Source organism: Lawsonibacter asaccharolyticus (assembly GCF_022453915.1).
GTDB classification, from domain to species: domain Bacteria; phylum Bacillota; class Clostridia; order Oscillospirales; family Oscillospiraceae; genus Lawsonibacter; species Lawsonibacter asaccharolyticus.
Map to the genome: position 1 here is coordinate 1,099,541 of NZ_CP091870.1, position 19,083 is coordinate 1,118,623.

At 55.4% G+C, this 19,083-nt stretch carries 17 protein-coding genes and 1 tRNA gene; 16 read left to right on the forward strand and 2 right to left on the reverse strand.

What is annotated here, in order from left to right:
• The first annotated feature begins 157 nt into the window (after positions 1–157).
• The 7 genes from ftsE to lysS all read left to right on the forward strand — a co-directional run bounded on the left by ftsE (position 158) and on the right by lysS (position 7,175).
• Positions 158–850, forward strand: coding sequence for a cell division ATP-binding protein FtsE (gene ftsE, locus L9O85_RS05110; protein ID WP_050624122.1), 693 nt, complete (start codon positions 158–160; stop codon positions 848–850).
• Positions 834–1,724, forward strand: coding sequence for a permease-like cell division protein FtsX (gene ftsX / locus L9O85_RS05115; RefSeq protein ID WP_050624123.1), 891 nt, complete (start codon positions 834–836; stop codon positions 1,722–1,724). The genes ftsE and ftsX overlap by 17 nt, the downstream gene beginning before the upstream one ends.
• 129 nt (positions 1,725–1,853) lie before the next feature.
• Positions 1,854–3,101 (forward strand): murein hydrolase activator EnvC family protein, encoded by a 1,248-nt coding sequence (locus L9O85_RS05120; RefSeq protein WP_050624124.1) that lies wholly within the window; start codon positions 1,854–1,856, stop codon positions 3,099–3,101.
• A gap of 16 nt (positions 3,102–3,117) precedes the next feature.
• Positions 3,118–3,567, forward strand: a complete 450-nt coding sequence (locus tag L9O85_RS05125; protein WP_050624125.1) for a hypothetical protein — start codon at positions 3,118–3,120, stop codon at positions 3,565–3,567.
• 339 nt (positions 3,568–3,906) lie between these two features.
• Positions 3,907–4,593, forward strand: a complete 687-nt coding sequence (locus tag L9O85_RS05130; RefSeq protein WP_301579777.1) for a hypothetical protein — start codon at positions 3,907–3,909, stop codon at positions 4,591–4,593.
• 122 nt (positions 4,594–4,715) lie between these two features.
• On the forward strand, positions 4,716–5,192 hold the full coding sequence (gene greA, locus L9O85_RS05135; RefSeq protein WP_050624127.1) for a transcription elongation factor GreA: 477 nt from the start codon (positions 4,716–4,718) through the stop codon (positions 5,190–5,192).
• A 36-nt stretch (positions 5,193–5,228) separates the two neighbouring features.
• Positions 5,229–7,175, forward strand: a complete 1,947-nt coding sequence (gene lysS, locus L9O85_RS05140) for a lysine--tRNA ligase (RefSeq protein ID WP_276757102.1) — start codon at positions 5,229–5,231, stop codon at positions 7,173–7,175.
• Positions 7,176–7,693: 518 nt separating this feature from the next.
• On the opposite strand, the gene L9O85_RS05145 is transcribed toward lysS, so the two are convergent.
• On the reverse strand, positions 7,694–8,575 hold the full coding sequence (locus tag L9O85_RS05145) for a LysR family transcriptional regulator (RefSeq protein ID WP_108982063.1): 882 nt from the start codon (positions 8,573–8,575) through the stop codon (positions 7,694–7,696).
• A 151-nt stretch (positions 8,576–8,726) separates the two neighbouring features.
• On the opposite strand from L9O85_RS05145, the gene L9O85_RS05150 reads away from it, so the two are divergent.
• From L9O85_RS05150 to hutI, 5 genes are all read left to right on the forward strand, one after another.
• Entirely contained in the window at positions 8,727–10,757 is a 2,031-nt protein-coding gene (locus L9O85_RS05150; RefSeq protein ID WP_050624450.1) for a urocanate hydratase, read from the forward strand.
• A 27-nt stretch (positions 10,758–10,784) separates the two neighbouring features.
• Positions 10,785–11,999, forward strand: coding sequence for an aconitase X catalytic domain-containing protein (locus L9O85_RS05155; protein ID WP_050624451.1), 1,215 nt, complete (start codon positions 10,785–10,787; stop codon positions 11,997–11,999).
• Positions 11,996–12,406, forward strand: a complete 411-nt coding sequence (locus tag L9O85_RS05160; RefSeq protein WP_301579779.1) for an aconitase X swivel domain-containing protein — start codon at positions 11,996–11,998, stop codon at positions 12,404–12,406. Before L9O85_RS05155 ends, L9O85_RS05160 begins: the two co-directional genes overlap by 4 nt.
• 30 nt (positions 12,407–12,436) lie before the next feature.
• Positions 12,437–13,855: a sodium:solute symporter family protein gene (locus L9O85_RS05165; protein WP_108982061.1), complete on the forward strand. Its 1,419-nt coding sequence runs from the start codon at positions 12,437–12,439 to the stop codon at positions 13,853–13,855.
• Between the two features lie 104 nt (positions 13,856–13,959).
• On the forward strand, positions 13,960–15,186 hold the full coding sequence (hutI, locus tag L9O85_RS05170) for an imidazolonepropionase (RefSeq protein ID WP_108982101.1): 1,227 nt from the start codon (positions 13,960–13,962) through the stop codon (positions 15,184–15,186).
• Between the two features lie 225 nt (positions 15,187–15,411).
• Here hutI and L9O85_RS05175 read toward each other — a convergent pair whose 3' ends face one another.
• The gene (locus tag L9O85_RS05175; RefSeq protein ID WP_301579780.1) at positions 15,412–15,897 is read right to left on the reverse strand and encodes a hypothetical protein; all 486 of its coding nucleotides are present in this window, start codon (positions 15,895–15,897) and stop codon (positions 15,412–15,414) included.
• Between the two features lie 350 nt (positions 15,898–16,247).
• Between L9O85_RS05175 and L9O85_RS05180 the strand changes: the two genes are divergently transcribed.
• From L9O85_RS05180 to rbr, 4 genes are all read left to right on the forward strand, one after another.
• Positions 16,248–17,729, forward strand: coding sequence for an FAD-dependent oxidoreductase (locus tag L9O85_RS05180; RefSeq protein WP_276853613.1), 1,482 nt, complete (start codon positions 16,248–16,250; stop codon positions 17,727–17,729).
• A complete protein-coding gene (locus L9O85_RS05185) occupies positions 17,729–17,911 on the forward strand; it encodes a hypothetical protein (RefSeq protein WP_050624455.1) in 183 nt (60 codons plus the stop codon). Before L9O85_RS05180 ends, L9O85_RS05185 begins: the two co-directional genes overlap by 1 nt.
• A gap of 76 nt (positions 17,912–17,987) precedes the next feature.
• Positions 17,988–18,061 (forward strand) — tRNA-Gly (locus tag L9O85_RS05190).
• A 482-nt stretch (positions 18,062–18,543) separates the two neighbouring features.
• Positions 18,544–19,080 carry a rubrerythrin gene (gene rbr, locus L9O85_RS05195; RefSeq protein WP_050624456.1) on the forward strand — a complete coding sequence of 179 codons (537 nt, stop codon included), beginning with the start codon at positions 18,544–18,546 and terminating at the stop codon, positions 19,078–19,080.
• Positions 19,081–19,083 lie beyond the last annotated feature (3 nt).

Sequence of the window (19,083 nt, forward strand, 5' to 3'; positions counted from 1 at the left end):
TATAGGAGCGGAAGCGACAAAATGGCCGCAAAAATCCATTTACATAACACACAAACTGTGATACACTTTGAGAAAAGCGCATCAGCCGCCCGCCCCTGGGAGAGAGCGTGCCAAAGGCACGACTTGGGGGAGTGGCGGCCGTCTGGCGGAGGGACACATGATACGGTTCATCGATGTATATAAAGAATACGACAACGGGACCAAGGCGCTGAAAGGGGTCTCCATGCGGATCGACGACGGGGAGTTCGTCTTTCTGGTGGGGCCATCCGGCTCCGGGAAGTCCACCATCATCAAGCTGATCACCGGGGAGATCGCCACCACAGAGGGGCGGCTGATGGTGAACGGCTACAACATGAACAACATCCGTCCGGGACAGGTGCCCTACATGCGGCGGACGCTGGGCATCATTTTCCAGGACTTCCGGCTCATTGAGAAAAAGACGGTGTATGAGAACCTGTCCTTTGCCATGCGGGCCATCGGCACCTCCACCCGGGAGCTGCGCCGGCGCATCCCCTATGTGCTGGAGCTGGTGGGTCTGGAGAAGAAGGCGGACCAGTATCCGGGGGAGCTGTCCGGCGGCGAGCAGCAGCGGGTGGCCATCGCCCGGGCTCTGGTCAACAATCCCAGCATGATCATCGCCGACGAGCCCACGGGGAACCTGGACCCCCAGCGATCCCTGGAGATCATGATGCTGCTGGAGCGCATCAACGAGCTGGGTACCACTCTGCTGGTGGTCACCCACGAGAAATCCCTGGTCAACCGGTTCTCCAAACGAGTCGTCGCCATCGAGAACGGACGGATCATCAGCGACGAGACAGGCGGGTATTACAACAATGGCGAGACGATTTAACGGAAAATACTATCTCAGCGAGGGCTTCCACTCTATCTTCACCCACGGCTTCATGTCTTTTGCCGCTGTGTGCATGATCGTGGCCTGCCTGCTGATCATGGGTTCCTTCACCCTGCTGGCGGTCAACCTGGACCACATGCTGGGGGACCTGGAGGACGAGAATCTGTTCCTGGCCTACATTGACGACAGCTACTCGGAGGAGCAGGCCCGGGCCCTTCAGCCGAAAATCGAGGCTGTCCCCAATGTGTCCCAGGTCACCTTTGTCACAAGGGCGGAGGCATTGGAGGATTTTAAGGCAGGGCGGGAGCAGAACGATTTGATGGACAGCCTGCCCCCCGAGGTGCTCCGGGATCGGTTCGAGATCCATGTCAAGGATATCGAGCAGATGGCGGCCACCGTGTCTCAGGTGGAGGCTGTCCGGGGAGTGGCCCATACCCAGGCGGCCATTGAGATCGCCCAGGGCTTCGTCATGGTGCGCAACATCGCCACCGGCGTGGCGGCTGTGCTGGTGGCCATGCTGGTGGTGGTGTCCCTGTTCATCATCGCCAACACCATCAAGCTGGCCACCTTCTATCGCAGGGAGGAGATCGCCATCATGAAGATGTGCGGTGCGACCAACGGCTTCATCCGCTGGCCCTTTGTGGTGGAGGGCATGATCCTGGGCCTTACAGGCGCCCTGGTGGCTTTCTTCATCCAATGGGGGCTGTATGAGGCGGTCTCCCGGCTGATCCTCCAGACCAACGGCCTGAGCCTGATCACCGTTCTGTCCTACGCCTCCATGGCGGGGAACATCGTGCTGGTCTTCTGCGGCGTGGGACTGGTGATCGGTGTGGGCGGCTCGGTGGTGGCCATCCGGAAGTTCCTTCAGGTATGAGATAAGGAGAAGCAGGTATGAGAAAAAAGACACAGAGGATCGTGATGGCAGTGCTGGCAGGGATCATGGCCCTGCTGATGCTGCTGCCCATCGTAGCCAATATTTTCGTCCACTGAGGGGAGGCGGCCCATGAAAAGACGCGCTATCCCCGCCATCAGCCTGGCGCTGGTGGTCCTCTTTTCCGCCTCCTTTCTGCTGGCTCTGCCAGGGGCGGTGTCCATGCCGGCCTCCGCCGTGACTCAGGCGGAGATCGATGCGCTGAAGGAGAGCGCCGGCGAGCTGGAGCAGCAGCAAAAGGAGATCCAGGCCCAGTTAAACGCCATCGCCGCCGACAAGGATGAGGCATTGGAACAGAAGAGCCTGCTGGAGCAGCAGATCAACGTGATCCAGTCGGAGATCAACAACATCGACGCACAGATCGCCAAATATGACGAGCTGATCTCCCAGAAGGAGGACGAACTGGCTCAGCTGGAGCAGCAGGAGGCGGAGCAGTATCAGCTCTTCTGTGAGCGGGTGCGCTATATGGAGGAGGAGGGGGAGGTCTCCTATTGGGCCATCCTCTTTAACGCGGAGGATTTCTCTGACATGCTGGACCGCTTCATGATGGTGGAGGAGATCATGGCCTATGACAATGCCATCATGGACGAGCTGCTGGCCACCCAGGCCCAGATCGAGCAGGAGAAGGCGGAGCTGGAGGAGGCCCGCACCGCCCAGGAGGAGGCCCGGCAGAAACAGGCGGACGCCAAAGCCAGGCTGAAGAGCCAGCAGGCGGAGGTAGACGCCCTCATCAGTCAGATCAGCAGCCAGGAGGACGAGTTGGAGGCCATGGAGGCCAAGCTCCAGGCGGCGGCCAAGGCCATGGACAACGAGATCGCCCGGAAAGAGCGGGAGCTCCAGGCCCAGCTGGCTGCCCAGGGCGTGACCATCGTCAGTGAAAAGGGCTTCAAGTGGCCCAGCTATGCCACCACCATTACCTCCCTGTTTGGCAGCCGTACGCACCCGGTCACCGGGCGGCCCAACAACCACACCGGAGTGGATATCGCCGCCGCCGGCGGAACGGACATCTGGGCCGCCAAGAGCGGCGTAGTCCTTACTTCCACCTACAACAGCTCCTACGGCAACTATGTGGTCATCAGCCATGCCAACGGAGAGAGCACCCTCTACGCCCATATGAGCAAGCGGCTGGTCAGTGAGGGAGATAAGGTGACCCAGGGACAGACCATCGGCCTGGTGGGGACCACCGGTTCCTCCACCGGAAACCACCTCCACTTTGAGGTACGTCTGAACGGACAGCGTCAGGACCCCCTGAACTATTTTAGAGGTTCCACCTTTACACTGCGGGCCAGTGGCAAGAGCGTGAGCTACACTGTGAGCTGAGAGAGGGGAGCGCGGCATGGAAGAGATGCGGTGTCCCTGCGGCGGGATCTTTCAAAGCCTGGGGATGGAATACCTCCGAACTGGAGCTGTAAGCGACGGTTTTCTGTTCGGACGGGATGCCAACGCTTGGGCAGAGGGAGCCATCCCGGTGGAGCTGTTTTCCTGCGGCCGCTGCCGGGCCCTGCGCTTCTGCGCGGAGGAGGAATGGGTGGCCCGCCGCCAGGAGGAGGAGCGGGAGAAGGCAGAGAGAGCCCGGAGACATGAGGAGCGGCTGGAACAGCAGCGGGAGGAACGGGTCCAGATAGCCATGAAAGACTATGCCTCGTACAGCGAGAAGCGCCTGCAGAAGATCGCGGACGGGGAGACCTGGAGCAATCACTGCGAGGAGGAGCGGGAGGCCGCCCGCCGCCTGCTGGAGCACAGGACGCCCCAGACCAAGAAAAATGACGTCCCCTGGGAAAAATAGGGGACACAGACAGAGACTTCAGGCGGCGGGCACAGGCCCGCCGCCTCAGCTTGTGGAAAAAGCCTCGCAGAGTTCGCGCCCGCAGGCGCGAACCCAGTTTAGATCCGTTTTCCCCGGCGACCTGTGCATCGGGGAAAACACTGCTCAGGCTGCAAATGTGAGGGTTGTCCGCCGCAGGCGGTCAAACCCTACGCGCGGCAGACTGCATCTTTCTCGAAAAAGTGGCTTTGCCACTTTTTCGACAATCTCAGGCGGCGGGGGTAGACCCGCCGCCTTTCTCAGTGCCCGGAGGCATAGGCGGGGACGGCGGCGGCATATGCTGTGGGGGAGGTGAGGGGCGTGCTGGGACAGGTGGTGTACCAGAGGGACGGGAAGGGGACTAAGGTGGTCCGGGCCCCGCTCCATGGGGTGCCGGTGCTCCGAGTGGCGCTGGACCCGGAGGGGTTCTGGGCCCGCAGACGGGCGGGACGGGCGGCCCGGCGGCTGGCCCGGCAGGGGGCGGCACGGGTGCTGGTGCCGGAGGATTTCCCCTTCTGGGAGGAGCTGAGCCGGGCCGGCCTGCGCCCTGTGGACCCCCTGCCCCTGCTCCGGTCCTGCGCCGCCCCTATGGCTCTGGCGCTGCTGCGCCGCCAAGGGGAGGACCCGTTGCGGGCGGCGGTGGCCCTGCGGGGGAGCCGGGCGGAGCGGGATCTGGTCCGGGCGGCGGAGGAGCTGTGCCCCAGGGTGCGGGATTTGTGCCTCTCCGTACAGACGGGCGGAGGGGAGCTGGAACGCTACCTCCACCGACAGTACGGTGTGGCCCTGCGGCCGGACTGGGACGGCGTCCAGGCGGCCATCCGCTTCGATCCCCGGGCGGAGGAGGCGGGGCAGGCGGTCCTCTCCCTGTTTGGGCCGGAAGCGGATCTGGCGGGGCTGGCGGTGTCGGTCCCCGGCTTAGAGCGGCAGAAGGAGGGCCAGTGGCTGCCCCTGCTGGAGATCCTGTGGGAGACAGGGCGTTTGGAGCGCACTGACCTAGAATTTACTTGACAGACGGAGCCGAAAACACTATAATAGCACATACTGCATCCATATACCCATTTTCATATTCTGGAACGATCATCCGCCCCGGGGCCGCCCCGGAGAGCGGTCTGAAAGGTGTGCAACGAGTCATGGCAAAGGAATATAAACTCAGCCCCCAGCGCCTGAAAGAGCTTCAGGACGAGATGAATTATCTGAAGACAGTTCGGGAGAAGGAAGTGGCCGAGCTGATCAAGGAGGCCCGCTCTTTCGGAGACCTGTCTGAGAACAGCGAGTACGATGAGGCCAAGAACGAGCAGGGCAAGCTTTACTCCCGCATGGCTGAGATCGAGGAGATCCTGTCCAACTATGTGGTCATCGAGGAGGAGCCCTCTGACGGCAGCTCTGTCCGCCTGGGCTCCACGGTCACCGTGCTGGACGAGGAATTCGACGAGACTATGGTGTACAAGATCGTGGGCTCTCAGGAGGCCGACCCCATGAACGGGGCCATCTCGGAGGACTCCCCCTTCGGCAAGGCCCTGCTGGGCAAGAGCGAGGGAGACCAAGTGGTGGTGGACGCCCCCGCCGGACGCATCGAGTACAAGCTGCTGAAGGTGGAGCAGCGCTGAGCGCCCCGCCATCCACAGAGATAGGAGAGAGACAACATGGCTGAAGAGAAGAACCAGGAGCAGAACCTGTCCCAGCTGCTCCAGATCCGCCGGGACAAGCTGAAGGAGCTCCAGGGGGGGGGGCGTGACCCCTTCCAGATCACCAAATATGAGGTCACCCACGACAGCGCCGCCATCAAGGCGGATTTTGACGCCATGGAGGGCAGCCAAGTCTCGCTGGCCGGGCGGCTCATGTCCAAGCGGGGCATGGGCAAGGTGTCCTTCTGCGACCTGCAGGACAAGTCGGGCCGCATCCAGCTCTATGCCCGCCGGGACGAGATGGATGGGGAGGAGTACGACCGCTTCAAGAAGCTGGATATCGGCGACATCGTGGGAGTGAAGGGCATCGTGTTCCGCACCCAGCGGGGGGAGATGTCCATCCGGGTGGAGGCGGTGACCCTGCTGTCCAAGTCCCTTCTGCCCCTGCCGGAGAAATTTCACGGCCTGACCAACACCGAGCTGCGCTACCGCCAGCGATATGTGGACCTGATCGTCAACCCGGAGGTGAAGCGCAACTTCATCATCCGCTCCCAGTTCATCAAGCATGTGCGGGACTTCCTGGACGGCCGGGGCTATATGGAGGTGGAGACCCCCGTCCTGAACACCATCTCCGGCGGCGCCACTGCCCGTCCCTTCATCACCCACCACAACACCCTGGACATCGACATGTTCATGCGCATCGCCACCGAGCTGCCCCTGAAGCGTCTCATTGTGGGCGGTCTGGACCGGGTGTATGAGATCGGTCGCATTTTCCGCAATGAGGGCATGGACCCGAAGCACAATCCAGAGTTCACCACCGTGGAGCTCTACCAGGCCTACGCCGATTTCAACGACATGATGGATCTGTTCGAGGACCTGCTCTCCTCCGCCGCCCAGAAGATCCTGGGCACCTATCAGGTGGAGTGGCAGGGGGAGCAGATCGACCTGACTCCCGGATGGCCCCGCATGCCTATGCATGAGGCGGTGAAGCAGTACTGCGGCATCGACTTCATGGCCATCAACAGTGACGAGGAGGCGGTGGCCGCCGCCAAGTCCATCGGCGTGGAGCTGCCCGAGACCGCGGACAAGACCTGGGGCAACGCCCTGTATGAGTGCTTTGATCAGAAGGTGGAGGAGAAGCTGATCCAGCCTACCTTCATCACCATGCATCCGGTGGATGTGTCCCCACTGGCCAAGCGGTCCCCCAAGGACCCCCGGCTCACCGAGCGGTTCGAGCTGTTCATCTGCCACAGTGAGATGGGCAACGCCTTCTCCGAGCTCAACGACCCCATCGACCAGCGGGGCCGCTTCCAGAAGCAGGTGGAGCTGCGGGATAAGGGAGATGACGAAGCCGGCATGATGGACGAGGACTTCCTCACCGCCCTGGAGTACGGTATGCCTCCCACGGGCGGTCTGGGCATCGGCATCGACCGCTGTGTCATGCTGCTTACCAACAGCGACTCCATCCGGGAGGTCATTTTGTTCCCCACGATGAAGCCCCTGGAAAAAAATGATGGTGCGAACACGAAGAGTGAAGGGGAAAATCAAGCTGTTGTAACTCGTAATGTGTCCACAAATAGCGCACGCATTGATCTTTCAAAGGTGAAGATTGAACCTTTGTTTGAGGAGTTTGTGGATTTTGAAACTTTTGCAAAATCCGATTTTCGTGTGGTGAAAATCGAATCCTGTGAAGCGGTCGAAAAGTCTAAAAAGTTACTGAAGTTCACATTAAATGACGGAACTGAGCGCAAACGGACTATTTTAAGTGGCATTCACACTTATTATACTCCTGAAGAATTGGTGGGTAAAACCTGCGTTGCAATCACGAATTTGCCCACTAGAATGATGATGGGAATTCCGTCTGAGGGAATGCTGATCTCTGCTGTGTACGAGTATGACGGACACGAAGGGTTGAATTTGCTTATGTTAGATGATGCGATTCCTGCCGGTGCTAAATTGTACTAAAATGACATGATTTTCTGTGTTGCCACAGTATTACCACACTTGCCGAAAATACCACACGGGATGTGGGGGAGTGTGATGAGAGAGCTGACTGATTAGGCTGGCGAAGGCACCCAAGTGTTATATTGGGGGATGATCGCAAATGCGGTCTAATAGGGGATGTTTGCCCTAAAATAATCAAACGATATAGGGAGTCGGCGTTGGTCCGGCTCCCTTATTTTTTGCTGGGGAAGGTATAAAAATTTTGGTATGCTACGATTTATCTCATAAGATCAGAAGAAATATCAGCTCTATGTATAAAACAAGGGTGCAGAAATTGGGATGGGTAATATCAAAAATATATATACTGACATAGTTTCAAATAAGAATGGGGCGGCCGTGTTTTGCGGCCGCCCCATTCTTATTTGAAACTTGAGGTACACCAGTGAAAAGTGAATAAATATCTGACTCACTTGGTTGGTTTAAAGTCGACTCAGGAGACCATTGGATATGAACAGTTCTATTAGTCAGTCACTGAGGTCCTATTGTCCGAACATGTCAATAAAGCGTTTGACACAGCCAGAGTACATGACACTGCTGTTCCACATCATAGTAGGATATGATTTTGCGGTTATGCCCCGGATCGGCTTCGAGTAAAGCTCATGTGAGCCGATTATATTCACAAGTGCCGGAGGCAAAAAACTAATTCCAAATCCAGACTGTACCATCTGAAGAGCCATGGGGGTATCATAACACTGGCAGACGACATTGGGAGAGAAACCATTGCGCTGACACTCATTAATAAGGTAATTGTTGTAGCTCCAAAGGTCATCGCTGCGCAGCAGGCACATTGGGACATCTCGAAGACGCTCGATAGGAATATAATCCAGTCCGGGTGCAGGATCTAGGCTCTCTGTCAAAATGACTTCCAGTGTTTCTTCACCGAGTATGCGTTCCCATGAGCCGGAGATTTCACTTGTAGTCCCCCGGAGAAATATCACGTGAAGATCGCCATTGCTCAGATCTTTCAAAAGATCCCCGGGAGTTCCCATGCGGATGTAGTACTCTACATTGGGGTATTCCGCATGATATTTCTTTAGAAAATCCAAGGTGAAAGAAATAGTGGAATAGATCGATCCAAGTTTCAAGCAGCCCCGCAGCCCCTGGTCAATGTCCCGCACACTGTCGATCATGGTGTGTATGCTTTGGAAGATATGCTTGCTTTGGACATAGAGGCTCTGCCCTGCTTCGGTCAGTTCTATTCCCTTGTTTGTACGCAGGAAAAGGCATACTCCCAGTTCGTCCTCTAAAAGTGCGATTTGGCGGCTCACAGGTGGCTGGGCCACATGGAGCTCCTGAGCGGCCTTCGAGATACTTTTTAACCTTGCCGCAGTAGTAAAATACTCCAATTGCCTGAAGTTCATAGTGGCATACCTTCTTTATATAACAAATATACGAATTAAGTACTTTTTATTATAACACTTATCTGTTAGAATTCAATATATCAAGGCGAGAAAAAGGATTAAAAACTAGACATCTTGCTGACACATATTTGAAGAAGAAAGGAGAACCATTATGACCCCAGCACATCTTGACATGGACAAGTGCATGACCATTCACTTGGACTATGAACTGCCTGAATATCCCGCTTTTGAAGAGGGCTACCGCCGTGCCCCCCGCCGTGAATCCCATCTGACTGAGGCCGACAAGATACTGGCCATTAAGAACGCCCTGCGCTATATCCATCCTGATCATCATGAGCAGATGGCAAAGGAGTTTGCCCAGGAACTGGAGGAACACGGCCGTATCTATGGATACCGTTTCCGGCCGGAGGGAAAGCTGTACGGCAAGCCCATCGACGAATATAAAGGCAACTGCATCGAGGGCAAAGCGTTCCAGGTGATGATTGACAACAACCTGGACTTCGAGGTGGCGCTGTACCCCTATGAACTGGTGACCTACGGCGAGTCCGGACAGGTGTGCCAGAACTGGATGCAGTACCGTCTGATCAAGAAGTACCTGGAGATCATGACGGACGAGCAGACTTTGGTTGTGATGTCCGGCCATCCTCTGGGCCTGTTCCACAGCCATAAGCTGGCTCCCCGCTGTATTATCAGCAACGGCCTGATGATCGGCATGTATGATGACCAGAAAAACTTCAACCGTGCGGCAGCCATCGGGGTTGCCAACTACGGCCAGATGACCGCCGGAGGCTGGATGTACATCGGTCCCCAGGGCATCGTGCATGGCACCTTTAACACCCTGCTGGGTGCGGGGCGCACCAAATTGGGTATCCCCGAGGACGGGAACCTGGCCGGCCGCCTGTTCGTGTCCGCCGGTCTGGGCGGTATGAGCGGTGCCCAGGGCAAGGCTGCAGAGATCGCAGGTGCCGTTTCCATCATTGCTGAGGTGGACCTGTCCCGGATCATGACCCGTTACAACCAGGGCTGGGTGAGTGCGAAGTCCGACAACTTGGATGAGGTCCTGAAAATGACTCAGCAGAAGCTGGCTGCCAAGGAACCCTACGCCATCGCCTATCACGGCAACGTGGTGGACCTGTTGGAGTACCTGTATGAGAAGAATATCCATGTGGATCTAATGAGCGACCAGACCTCCTGCCACATGGCGTACGACGGCGGATACTGCCCGCAGGGATTGACCTTCGAACAGCGTACTGAGATGCTGGACAAGGACCCCGAAGGCTTCGCCAAGCTGGTTGACAAGTCCCTGAAGCATCACTATGAGATGATCTGCAAATTCCACGAGAAGGGAACCTATTTCTTCGACTATGGAAATGCATTCCTGAAGTCGGTGTACGACGCCGGCGTGCCTGCCGAGAAGATTTGCAAGAACGGCGAGAATGACTTGGACGGCTTCGTATTCCCCTCCTATGTGGAAGATATCCTCGGCCCCTTCCTGTTTGACTATGGCTATGGTCCTTTCCGCTGGTGCTGTCTGTCCCGGAAGGAAGAAGATCTGGATAAGACCGATATGGCTGCCGCCGAGTACATCAGGGCACACAACCGCCGCTATCAGGATCACGACAACTACATATGGCTGCGTGATGCGAAAAAGAACAAGATGGTAGTAGGCACGCAATGCCGGATACTGTACTCCGACGCCATGGGCCGTATGAACATTGCCCTGAAGTTCAATGAGATGGTCCGCAAGGGCGAGATCGGGCCCGTTATGCTGGGCCGCGACCATCATGATACCGGTGGTACCGACTCTCCCTTCCGTGAGACTTCCAATATTAAGGATGGCTCCAATATCATGGCCGATATGGCCACCCAGTGCTACGCTGGAAATGCTGCCCGCGGCATGAGTCTGATTGCCCTGCACAACGGCGGCGGTGTTGGTGTGAGCAAGTCCATCAACGGCGGCTTTGGTATGGTGCTGGACGGCTCCGAGCGGGTAGACCAGATTTTAAAGATGTCTATGCCTTGGGATGTTATGGTGGGGGTTGCCCGTCGTGGCTGGGCCGGAAATCCCAATTCGCTGTCAACAATCGCTGAATACAATAAACTGTACGAGGGTCAGGACCATATCACCCTGCCCTACTTGGCAGATGACAGTATTGTGCATAAAGCACTGGAAGATATCTGAGATCAAACTTAGGAGGTATCGAACGAAATGAGATTGACAGAGAAGGAACAAGCCATGCTGAATGGCGAAATGGGACCAGGATTTGCCCGGGCAATGCGGGTCCTGGTAGGGATCGGGAAAGCTTTCGGCGCTGAGCGTATGGTACCGATCAGCCGGGGGCATATCTCTCTAAGCAACCAGGAGGGTGACCTCTGGTTTGTTTCGAAGCTGTTGGAGGAGCAGGCACATTGTATGGTGCCTCCCACGGTCAATCCCGCCTATGACTATGAGTATTTTAAGACGATTTCGAAATTAGATGAGGAAAATGAGCGCACACTGAAGAGCACGATCGATGTTTATCGGAAGCTTGGCGCCATCCTCACCTTTGACTGCACCCCGTTTTTTGAAAACAATGTCCCCCGCTTTGGAGAAATCTGTTCTTTCTCCGCTTCTGGCGGCGCAGTATATGTCAACTCGGTGCTGGGGGCCCGGACAAATCGTGAGGCTGCTCAGAGCGCTATGTGTGCGGCCATTACCGGTGTCACACCCGAATACGGACTGCTGCTGGAGCAGAATCGGGCAGGCGATGTCCTTATTCAGGTAGAGGCCGATGTGGACAGTGAATACGATTATGAGCTGCTGGGTTATATTACGCCTAAAAAGATGGGCCAGGCATACCACTGCCCTGTGTTCAATGGTTTGTCCAAGCAGACCACGTCGGAACAACTGATGGACCTGGGTACTCAGTTGAATATCCATGGGATCGTCCCCATGTTCCATGTGGTAGGCGTAACACCGGAGGCGGCAGATGTCCACACTGCCTTTTTAGGGCGGAAAGATCCCCCTGTGGTCACCATCACGAATGAAGACTTGGCTCAGGCCAGAGCGGAGATCTCTGCCGGCACTGGAAAAGCGGACTTCTGTATCTTGGGCTGCCCCCATTTGACCATCAACCAGGTGGGTTCCATCGCGAAGATGCTGGATGGTCAGCAGCTGGCAGGTCAGCTGTATATCTTCACCTCTACCTCCACCAAGGAGCTGGCGCAGCGGATGGGCTACCTGGATATCATACATAAAGCTGGTGGAGAAATCGTTATCAACAGTTGTGTGGATCAGCCATGCTGGTCGCATCTGTATGGGATGAGCGGCGTGACGGAATCGCCTAAATGTGCCTACTATACTAAGCGCTGGAACATGACATTTACTGTCAAGAGTATTCCCGCCTGTATCCAATCTGTGCTGAAGGGGGAGATCGTATCATGAAGGATGAGAGACTGCTGAAGGGTGAGCCGATTGCCAGCGGCATTGTTGAAGGCGAGATCCTGGTGTCAAAAGATCCGATCAATTTCTATATGGTAAGCCCGGAGAAAGGTACCATCATTGAACAGGATCATGCACTGACAGACAAAGTGATTGCAAAGAAAATTATCGTGTTTCCTATTGATAAGGGCAGCTCTGTGGTGCAGATGGACGGCCTGTATCAGATGTCCAAGTTTGACAACAAACCTGCGGGATTCATTGTGCTGGATCTAAGTACTGTTCTGGTGTCTAATGCGATTATTATGGATATCCCGCTGATCCGGGTGGATCAGCAGACCTATGACAAATTCTGCGAGGGGCAGAAAGTGAAAATGGACGGAGACTCTGGCGAAATAACGATCCTGGCGTAAAAAACGCACTGAAAAAAGGAGAGAATCGCTATGACACCCAATCAAATCACAATGCTGATAATCCTGATCGCCTATATGGCGGTCGTGCTTGCTGTGGGTCTTTATGCATCCCGCAGGGTAAAAGGCTCTGAAGACTTCCTTTTGGCTGGCCGGTCCATGGGCCTGTTTGTCCTGGTGGGTACTCTGTGTGCTACCCAGCTGGGCGGCGGCAACATCATCGGAACCTCTACAAATGGCTATAATCAGGGATTGTCCGGCATGACATTCGGCGTTTCTACCGGCCTCGCCATGCTGGTGCTGGGTCTGCTGATGGCAAAGCCCATGCGTAAAATGGGACTGTGTACGATCAGCGACTTCGTTTATAACCGCTACCAGTCCAACACTGCGCGTGTCCTCACGAGTGTATTCTCCTTTGCGGCTCTGGTCGGTATCCTTGCCGCCCAGGTCGGTGCCATCTCCAAGGTGCTGACTGTATTTGGAATCAACACTACAGTAGCAGCTGTGATCGCTATCTGTGTGATCATTCTTTATACAGCCTTTTCCGGCATGTGGGGAGTGGCCCTCACCGACGTGATCCAGCTTATCGTCATCTTCATCGGGGTCCCCCTGACTACGTTTATTGGCCTGATTAAAATTGGTGGTTGGAGCGGACTGGTTGAAAAACTGTCCACCATGAACGTTCCGGGCGGCATTGATACTTACATGAGTCCCACCGGCATCGGTCTTGCAGCAATGGCGTCCATCGCGCTGCCGATGATCGCCTATGAAATCATCGGTCAGGATTTCTACCAGAGACTGCTCTCTGCAAAGAATGAACGAATCGCAAAGACCGGCTGTATCATTGCCGGCTGTATTCTGATGGCAATGGGCGTCAACAGCGCTATAGACGGTATGCTGGCCCGTGCCTTCCTGGGCGATACCCTGACTGAGGTAAGCGCCATCGCCTCTCTGGCTGTGGAGGTGCTGCCCACCGTGGCTGCCGGCATTGTGATCGCTGCTCTGTGTGCTGCCGTCATGTCCACTGCTGACTCTCTGCTGCTGGCTTGCACTTCCCATGTAGTCAACGACATCTACCTGGGTGCTATGGGTAAGTCTGCCAGCGATGAAAAGAGTTCCAAGACGATTCTGCGGATGTCTGTGGTGACTACCGTAGTGGTCGGTATCGCATCCCTTTTCGTGGCCTTGGCCATCCCTGGCATCATTGAGATCCTGGACTATGCTTATACTTTCTATGCCAGCGGTCTGGTCGCCCCTGTTCTCTTAGGCCTGTTCTGGAAAAAGGGCAACGCTTTGGCAGCAGTTTCTTCCATCGTTGTAGGTGGCGTTGTCTCACTGCTGTGCGTATTTGGTATTCTTCCCATCCCGGTGGATGCTATTATCGTTGGTATGAGTGCCTCCTTTATTGATTACGTTGTGGTCGCTCTGGTAACTGGAAAGAAAGAGGGCTGAATCCAACTGTATCAAAGCGTCATCAAATAGGCGTTACCATCCATTTTGCTAGGGAGGAGGCGCATGTGCGTCTCCTCCCTCTTGAGAAAGGATCGAACTATCATATGGAACGAGTGCTGCTCTTCAACATCGGCGTTCTTGCCACTCCGCTGGGATACGGACCCAAAGGCGGGGCAGCTCAGGGCGCCATCCAAATCCAAAGAGATGCGTGGGTGCTGCTAGAAGGCGAACGGATTTTTCAGGTTGGGACTGGCACCCCTCCCGACATAGATGCTGAACGGATAGATGCAGAGGGAGGACTGGTCACGCCGGGCCTTGTGGACGCACATACCCACCTGATTTTTGGCGGTTGGAGACAGAATGAGCTTGGTATGAAACTCCATGGTGTCCCCTATCTCGATATCCTTGCCCAAGGCGGCGGTATCCTTTCTACCGTCAAAAGTACACGGTCGGCCAGCGAAGAGGAGCTGACAGAGAAGGCGTCCCTGGCGTTAAGTGAGATGCTGTCCTTCGGCACCACCACCTGTGAGGCCAAGAGCGGATATGGCCTTACGACCGATGAGGAGCTAAAACAGCTTCGCGCGATCCAAAAGTTACAGGAGAGGCATGCTGTGGACGTAGTGGCCACCTTTATGGGGGCCCATGCACTGCCTTCTGAGTATAAAGGAAACCGGGACGCATATATCCGTCTTTTGTGCGAAGAAATGATCCCAGCAGTTGCGGAACAGAAAATCGCTAAGTTCTGTGATGTGTTCTGCGAAACAGGCGTATTTAATGCACAAGAAAGCCGAAAAATTTTGGAAACGGGCCGCAAATATGGCCTGACTCCCAAAATACATGCAGATGAAATCGATCCGATTGGTGGATCTGTCTTGGCCGGAGAGCTGGGTGCGGTCTCTGCGGAACATTTAATTGTCTGTCCGCCTGAAGGAATCTCCAGTATGGCAAAAGGGGGCACAGTAGCCTGTCTTCTGCCGGCTACTAGCTTTTACCTGGGGGCCGGTTTTGCGCCTGCACGTTCGATGGTGGAAGCTGGAGTGCCGGTTGCCATGGCATCAGATTTCAATCCTGGCTCTTGCCCATGCTTGAATATGCAGTTTGTTATTGGACTGGGATGCCTGAAGTACAAGCTTACGCCGGAAGAAGTGCTAACAGCTGTCACGCTTAATGGTGCTGCCGCAATTGGGATGGCTGACCAAATCGGCTCTGTGGAAGTCGGAAAACTGGGCGACCTTGTGGTTTGGGACGCACCGGATTTGGACTACATCTGCTACCGCATTGGAAGCAATTTGGTCAAAAAAGTTATCAAAAGAGGCCGAATGGTACCGTAGAGCCATAGAACAGATACTACAGCGCCAATCGGAGGCTCAAAGCCCGTTTGCTGGTGTGCAGACAGCCAAATGGAAGTACTCAAACAGCTAGACTGCGATTTTAACTAACAGAGGAAGTTTTGCTAAAAAATATGGGCTTTCACTTAAAATGGACAACATAAGTTCTGTACGAAAAAAACGGTATATATTACAGATATAGAGTTCCAAATATCCTATTTTTATATATCAACTTTCCGTGTTGTTGATTTTTTGATCTACAAAATTGAGCAATCTTTTGAATTGAATTAAGAATGGAATTTCATAAGGAAGTAAATATTCTGCATCAAATGGTAACTCTATTTTCAAAAGCATTTCCTTAATTAGTTTTAATTCATCTAAGTTAGAGGATTGCTCAACTTGGCTTAATACTGTTGGAATAAGGTTCTGTAAACTCATAACATTACCAGAACGCCGTACATCTACTTCATCCAAATATTTTTGCGTTGTTGGTGTGCTGGTATTCCAACTATTTTCCATATTACGAACTTCTAATTGTTTTTGCATTTTTTTAATCTCGTTTGCAGTCTCGTTATCTTGTTCCCTAAGTCGTACTTCAAGTTCGTTATTTAACTCTTTTTTTGATTTTTTATTTGTACGATATGTAAAGTATGCTGTGATGATTGGGACGCTGATGAGGACTATATCCTTCATTGCTTGCAGGTCTATATTCATTGTACCTCTCCTTAACATTTTTTGTTATTATAACATATTTTCTATCCATAAACGATCTTATTATACTATTAGTGACTAGGGAGGCTTAATCACCTGTTACCAGCAAGCTTTTTGCCCCTTTCTCAGAGACAAAAAAGCGGCCTGCCCCTCCAGGGCGGAGGCACGCTGGGGGCATCGTGCGCTGCATATAAAGGGGACGAATACAATGATGCATCGGGAAGCCCTGTCCGCAGCTCATTCTCCTTGCCGATGTTTTTCGCCTTTTCTATAAGTGATTCTCTCACATAAAAGCCGCTCCGTTGGGCATGGATAAAGCAGACATTCACTGTAGAGGATCAAAGGAGGCTTTTATGGGATCTATCTGGTCTCAGACCTGCTCTATTGGGCGCAGGCCGCCCCTCCGGGGGCATTTGAAAACTCAGGCAGCAGTGGTAGGGGCGGGGATGGCCGGGGTGCTGACGGCCTATGCCCTCCAGCAGGCCGGGCTTTCAGTCGTTGTCCTGGAGGCCGGCCGGATCGCCGGCGGGCAGACCCAAAACACCACGGCCAAGATCACCTCCCAGCACGGCCTGATCTATAGCAGGCTGATCCAGTCCTTTGGGGAGGAGACCGCCAGGCGGTATGCCAAAGCTAACCAGGATGCGGTCCGGGCCTATCAGGACCTGATCGACGTCCAAGGCATTTCCTGCGACTGGGAGGAGCGATGTGCCTATCTCTACGGCCCTGACGTCACTGTCTTACAGGAGGAGGCGGAGGCCGCCCGGCGCCTGGGCCTGCCGGCCTCGTTCACCAGGGAGGTCTCTATCCCCATCCCCCACGATGGGGCGGTCCGCTTTGAAGGGCAGGCACAGTTCCACCCACTGAAATTCCTGAAAGTGCTGGCGGACCAGCTGACCATCTACGAGCAGAGCCGGGTCCTCACCGCGGAGGGGGACCTCCTGACCACAGAGCTGGGCTCGGTCCAGGCGGAGCACATCGTTTTCGCCTGCCATTTTCCCTTTGTCAACTTTCCGGGGATGTATTTCGCCCGGATGCACCAGGAGCGCTCCTATGTGCTGGCCCTGCAGGGCGCTCCGCCTGTGGACGGCATGTTTCTGGGAGTGGGACGGGACACCTTCTCTCTCCGCACCTATGGGGAATTGCTCCTGCTGGGCGGCGGAGGCCATCGCACCGGCGAGAACACCGAGGGGGGCCGGTATGACCTGCTCCGGCGGAAGGCCCGGGAGTGGTTCCCCCAGAGCCAGGAGACCGCCCACTGGTCTGCCCAGGACTGCATGCCGCCTGACCATGTGCCCTATATCGGCCCCTACTCTTCCAGCCATCCCGGCTGGTATGTGGCCACTGGGTTCCAGAAGTGGGGCATGACCTCCTCCATGGCGGCCGCCACCCTCCTGTGTGATATGATCCAGGGCAGGGACAACCCCTATGCCGGCCTTTTCTCTCCCAGCCGTCTGGACCCCGCGGCGCTGCCCGGCATCCTGACGGAGGGCGGGCAGGCCGTCAAGAGTATGGTCAAGCGATTCTTCCAGATCCCAGCAGAGGCGGCCAAAGATATCCCGGCCGGACACGGCGGGATCGTGTTCCTCAACGGGAAAAAGGCCGGGGTCTACCGGGACGAGTCGGGGGCGCTCCACCCCGTGGACATCCGCTGCCCCCACCTGGGCTGCCAGCTGGAGTGGGACCCGGACGAGAAGACCTGGGACTGCCCCTGCCACGGCTCCCGGTTCGACTGCCTGGGCCGGCTCATCTCCGGGCCCGCGCAGACAGACCTGGACTCCAGTCTCCGGACCGGCCGGCGGTCTTTACCGCCATCAGTCGAGCGGTCTCCATAATGATCGATCTGGTCCGGAAGGGCTTGTCCCTCCGCTTTACCAACCAGGCCGCAGCGCTGGTGTGCGGATCTTCGGCGGATGTCCGCCCGATGTCTCTGCTCTTCACGGCCTGGGGCCAGCGGCGCGCCCCCTCCTCCCCAGCTGCGGCGGGGGAGGAGGGGGCGCTGGTCCGGCTGGTCTGAAAAAACTTTTGTGAGTCTGGATTTTCCCCTTGCATTGCACGCCAAGTTGTGGTATATTATACAAGCTGAAACCCATGCAGGTGTAGTTCAATGGCAGAATGTCAGCTTCCCAAGCTGAACACGGGGGTTCGATTCCCCTCACCTGCTCCAAGTCGGAGCAAACGTCTATCGTTTGCTCCGACTTATTTTATAAGTCAGAGCGCACTCATTTTGCTGCTCCTCCTTTCCAAATCACAACCGCTGCGCTGGGTTGCGATTTGGTTTCGCCGCGTTGCGGCGTTTTTGTTTTTTCATTTTTAAAATATCGATTTTAACCGTCTTTTGCAAGTCGGAGCAAGCGTCGTAGCGCTTGCTCTGTAAGTCAGAGCGCGCTTATTTTGCTGCTCATCCTTTACAAATCGAATCCGCTGTGCTGAGCTTGCAGTTGGGGCCGCTCTGCGGGCGATGTTTTTGACTGCAAAATTTGGCGGACCGCTTGCCCGGACTGGAGGAGTAGAGTATAATAGATGCGGGCCCGGTCGAAGACACAGGATGGTTCCAAAGATCTGTAAAATGAGTTGACGAGGCGGGCAGGATATGGTATAATTTAAACAGTAATTATTCTCATTAAGAAACTAAAGGAGGAAATCATCATGCCTGAACTGAAGGGAAGCAAGACAGAACAGAACCTGTGGACAGCCTTTGCTGGGGAGTCCCAGGCCCGCAACAAGTACACCTATTTTGCCTCCAAAGCGAAGAAGGACGGTTTTGTCCAGATCTCCAAGATCTTTGAGGAGACCGCCGCCAATGAGAAGGAGCATGCTGAGATCTGGTTCAAGCTGCTGGGCGGGATCGGTTCCACTGCGGAGAACCTGGCCGCCGCTGCTGAGGGCGAGAACTACGAGTGGACCGATATGTACGCCACCATGGCCAAGGAGGCCGAGGAGGAGGGCTTTGACCACATCGCATTCCTGTTCTCCGAAGTTGCCAAGATCGAGAAGGAGCACGAGGAGCGTTACCGCAAGCTGCTGGCCAACGTGGAGGGGGGCCTGGTGTTCTCCAGAGACGGCGATATGATCTGGCAGTGTTCCAACTGCGGCCATATCCATGTGGGCAAGCAGGCGCCGGAGGTCTGCCCCGTCTGCGCTCATCCCCGGGACTACTTCCAGCTGAAGGCGGAGAACTATTGATCT

Excerpts from the sequence above, each read along its gene's own strand:
- L9O85_RS05125 (WP_050624125.1), top strand. The coding sequence starts at position 3,118 with ATGGAAGAGATGCGGTGTCCCTGCGGCGGGATCTTTCAAAGCCTGGGG.
- lysS (WP_276757102.1), top strand. The coding sequence starts at position 5,229 with ATGGCTGAAGAGAAGAACCAGGAGCAGAACCTGTCCCAGCTGCTCCAG.
- hutI (WP_108982101.1), top strand. The coding sequence starts at position 13,960 with ATGGAACGAGTGCTGCTCTTCAACATCGGCGTTCTTGCCACTCCGCTG.
- rbr (WP_050624456.1), top strand. The coding sequence starts at position 18,544 with ATGCCTGAACTGAAGGGAAGCAAGACAGAACAGAACCTGTGGACAGCC.
- L9O85_RS05150 (WP_050624450.1), top strand. The coding sequence starts at position 8,727 with ATGACCCCAGCACATCTTGACATGGACAAGTGCATGACCATTCACTTG.
- greA (WP_050624127.1), top strand. The coding sequence starts at position 4,716 with ATGGCAAAGGAATATAAACTCAGCCCCCAGCGCCTGAAAGAGCTTCAG.
- L9O85_RS05180 (WP_276853613.1), top strand. The coding sequence starts at position 16,248 with ATGGGATCTATCTGGTCTCAGACCTGCTCTATTGGGCGCAGGCCGCCC.
- L9O85_RS05175 (WP_301579780.1), bottom strand. The coding sequence starts at position 15,897 with ATGAATATAGACCTGCAAGCAATGAAGGATATAGTCCTCATCAGCGTC.
- L9O85_RS05165 (WP_108982061.1), top strand. The coding sequence starts at position 12,437 with ATGACACCCAATCAAATCACAATGCTGATAATCCTGATCGCCTATATG.
- ftsE (WP_050624122.1), top strand. The coding sequence starts at position 158 with ATGATACGGTTCATCGATGTATATAAAGAATACGACAACGGGACCAAG.
- L9O85_RS05155 (WP_050624451.1), top strand. The coding sequence starts at position 10,785 with ATGAGATTGACAGAGAAGGAACAAGCCATGCTGAATGGCGAAATGGGA.
- L9O85_RS05145 (WP_108982063.1), bottom strand. The coding sequence starts at position 8,575 with ATGAACTTCAGGCAATTGGAGTATTTTACTACTGCGGCAAGGTTAAAA.
- L9O85_RS05185 (WP_050624455.1), top strand. The coding sequence starts at position 17,729 with ATGATCGATCTGGTCCGGAAGGGCTTGTCCCTCCGCTTTACCAACCAG.
- L9O85_RS05120 (WP_050624124.1), top strand. The coding sequence starts at position 1,854 with ATGAAAAGACGCGCTATCCCCGCCATCAGCCTGGCGCTGGTGGTCCTC.
- ftsX (WP_050624123.1), top strand. The coding sequence starts at position 834 with ATGGCGAGACGATTTAACGGAAAATACTATCTCAGCGAGGGCTTCCAC.
- L9O85_RS05160 (WP_301579779.1), top strand. The coding sequence starts at position 11,996 with ATGAAGGATGAGAGACTGCTGAAGGGTGAGCCGATTGCCAGCGGCATT.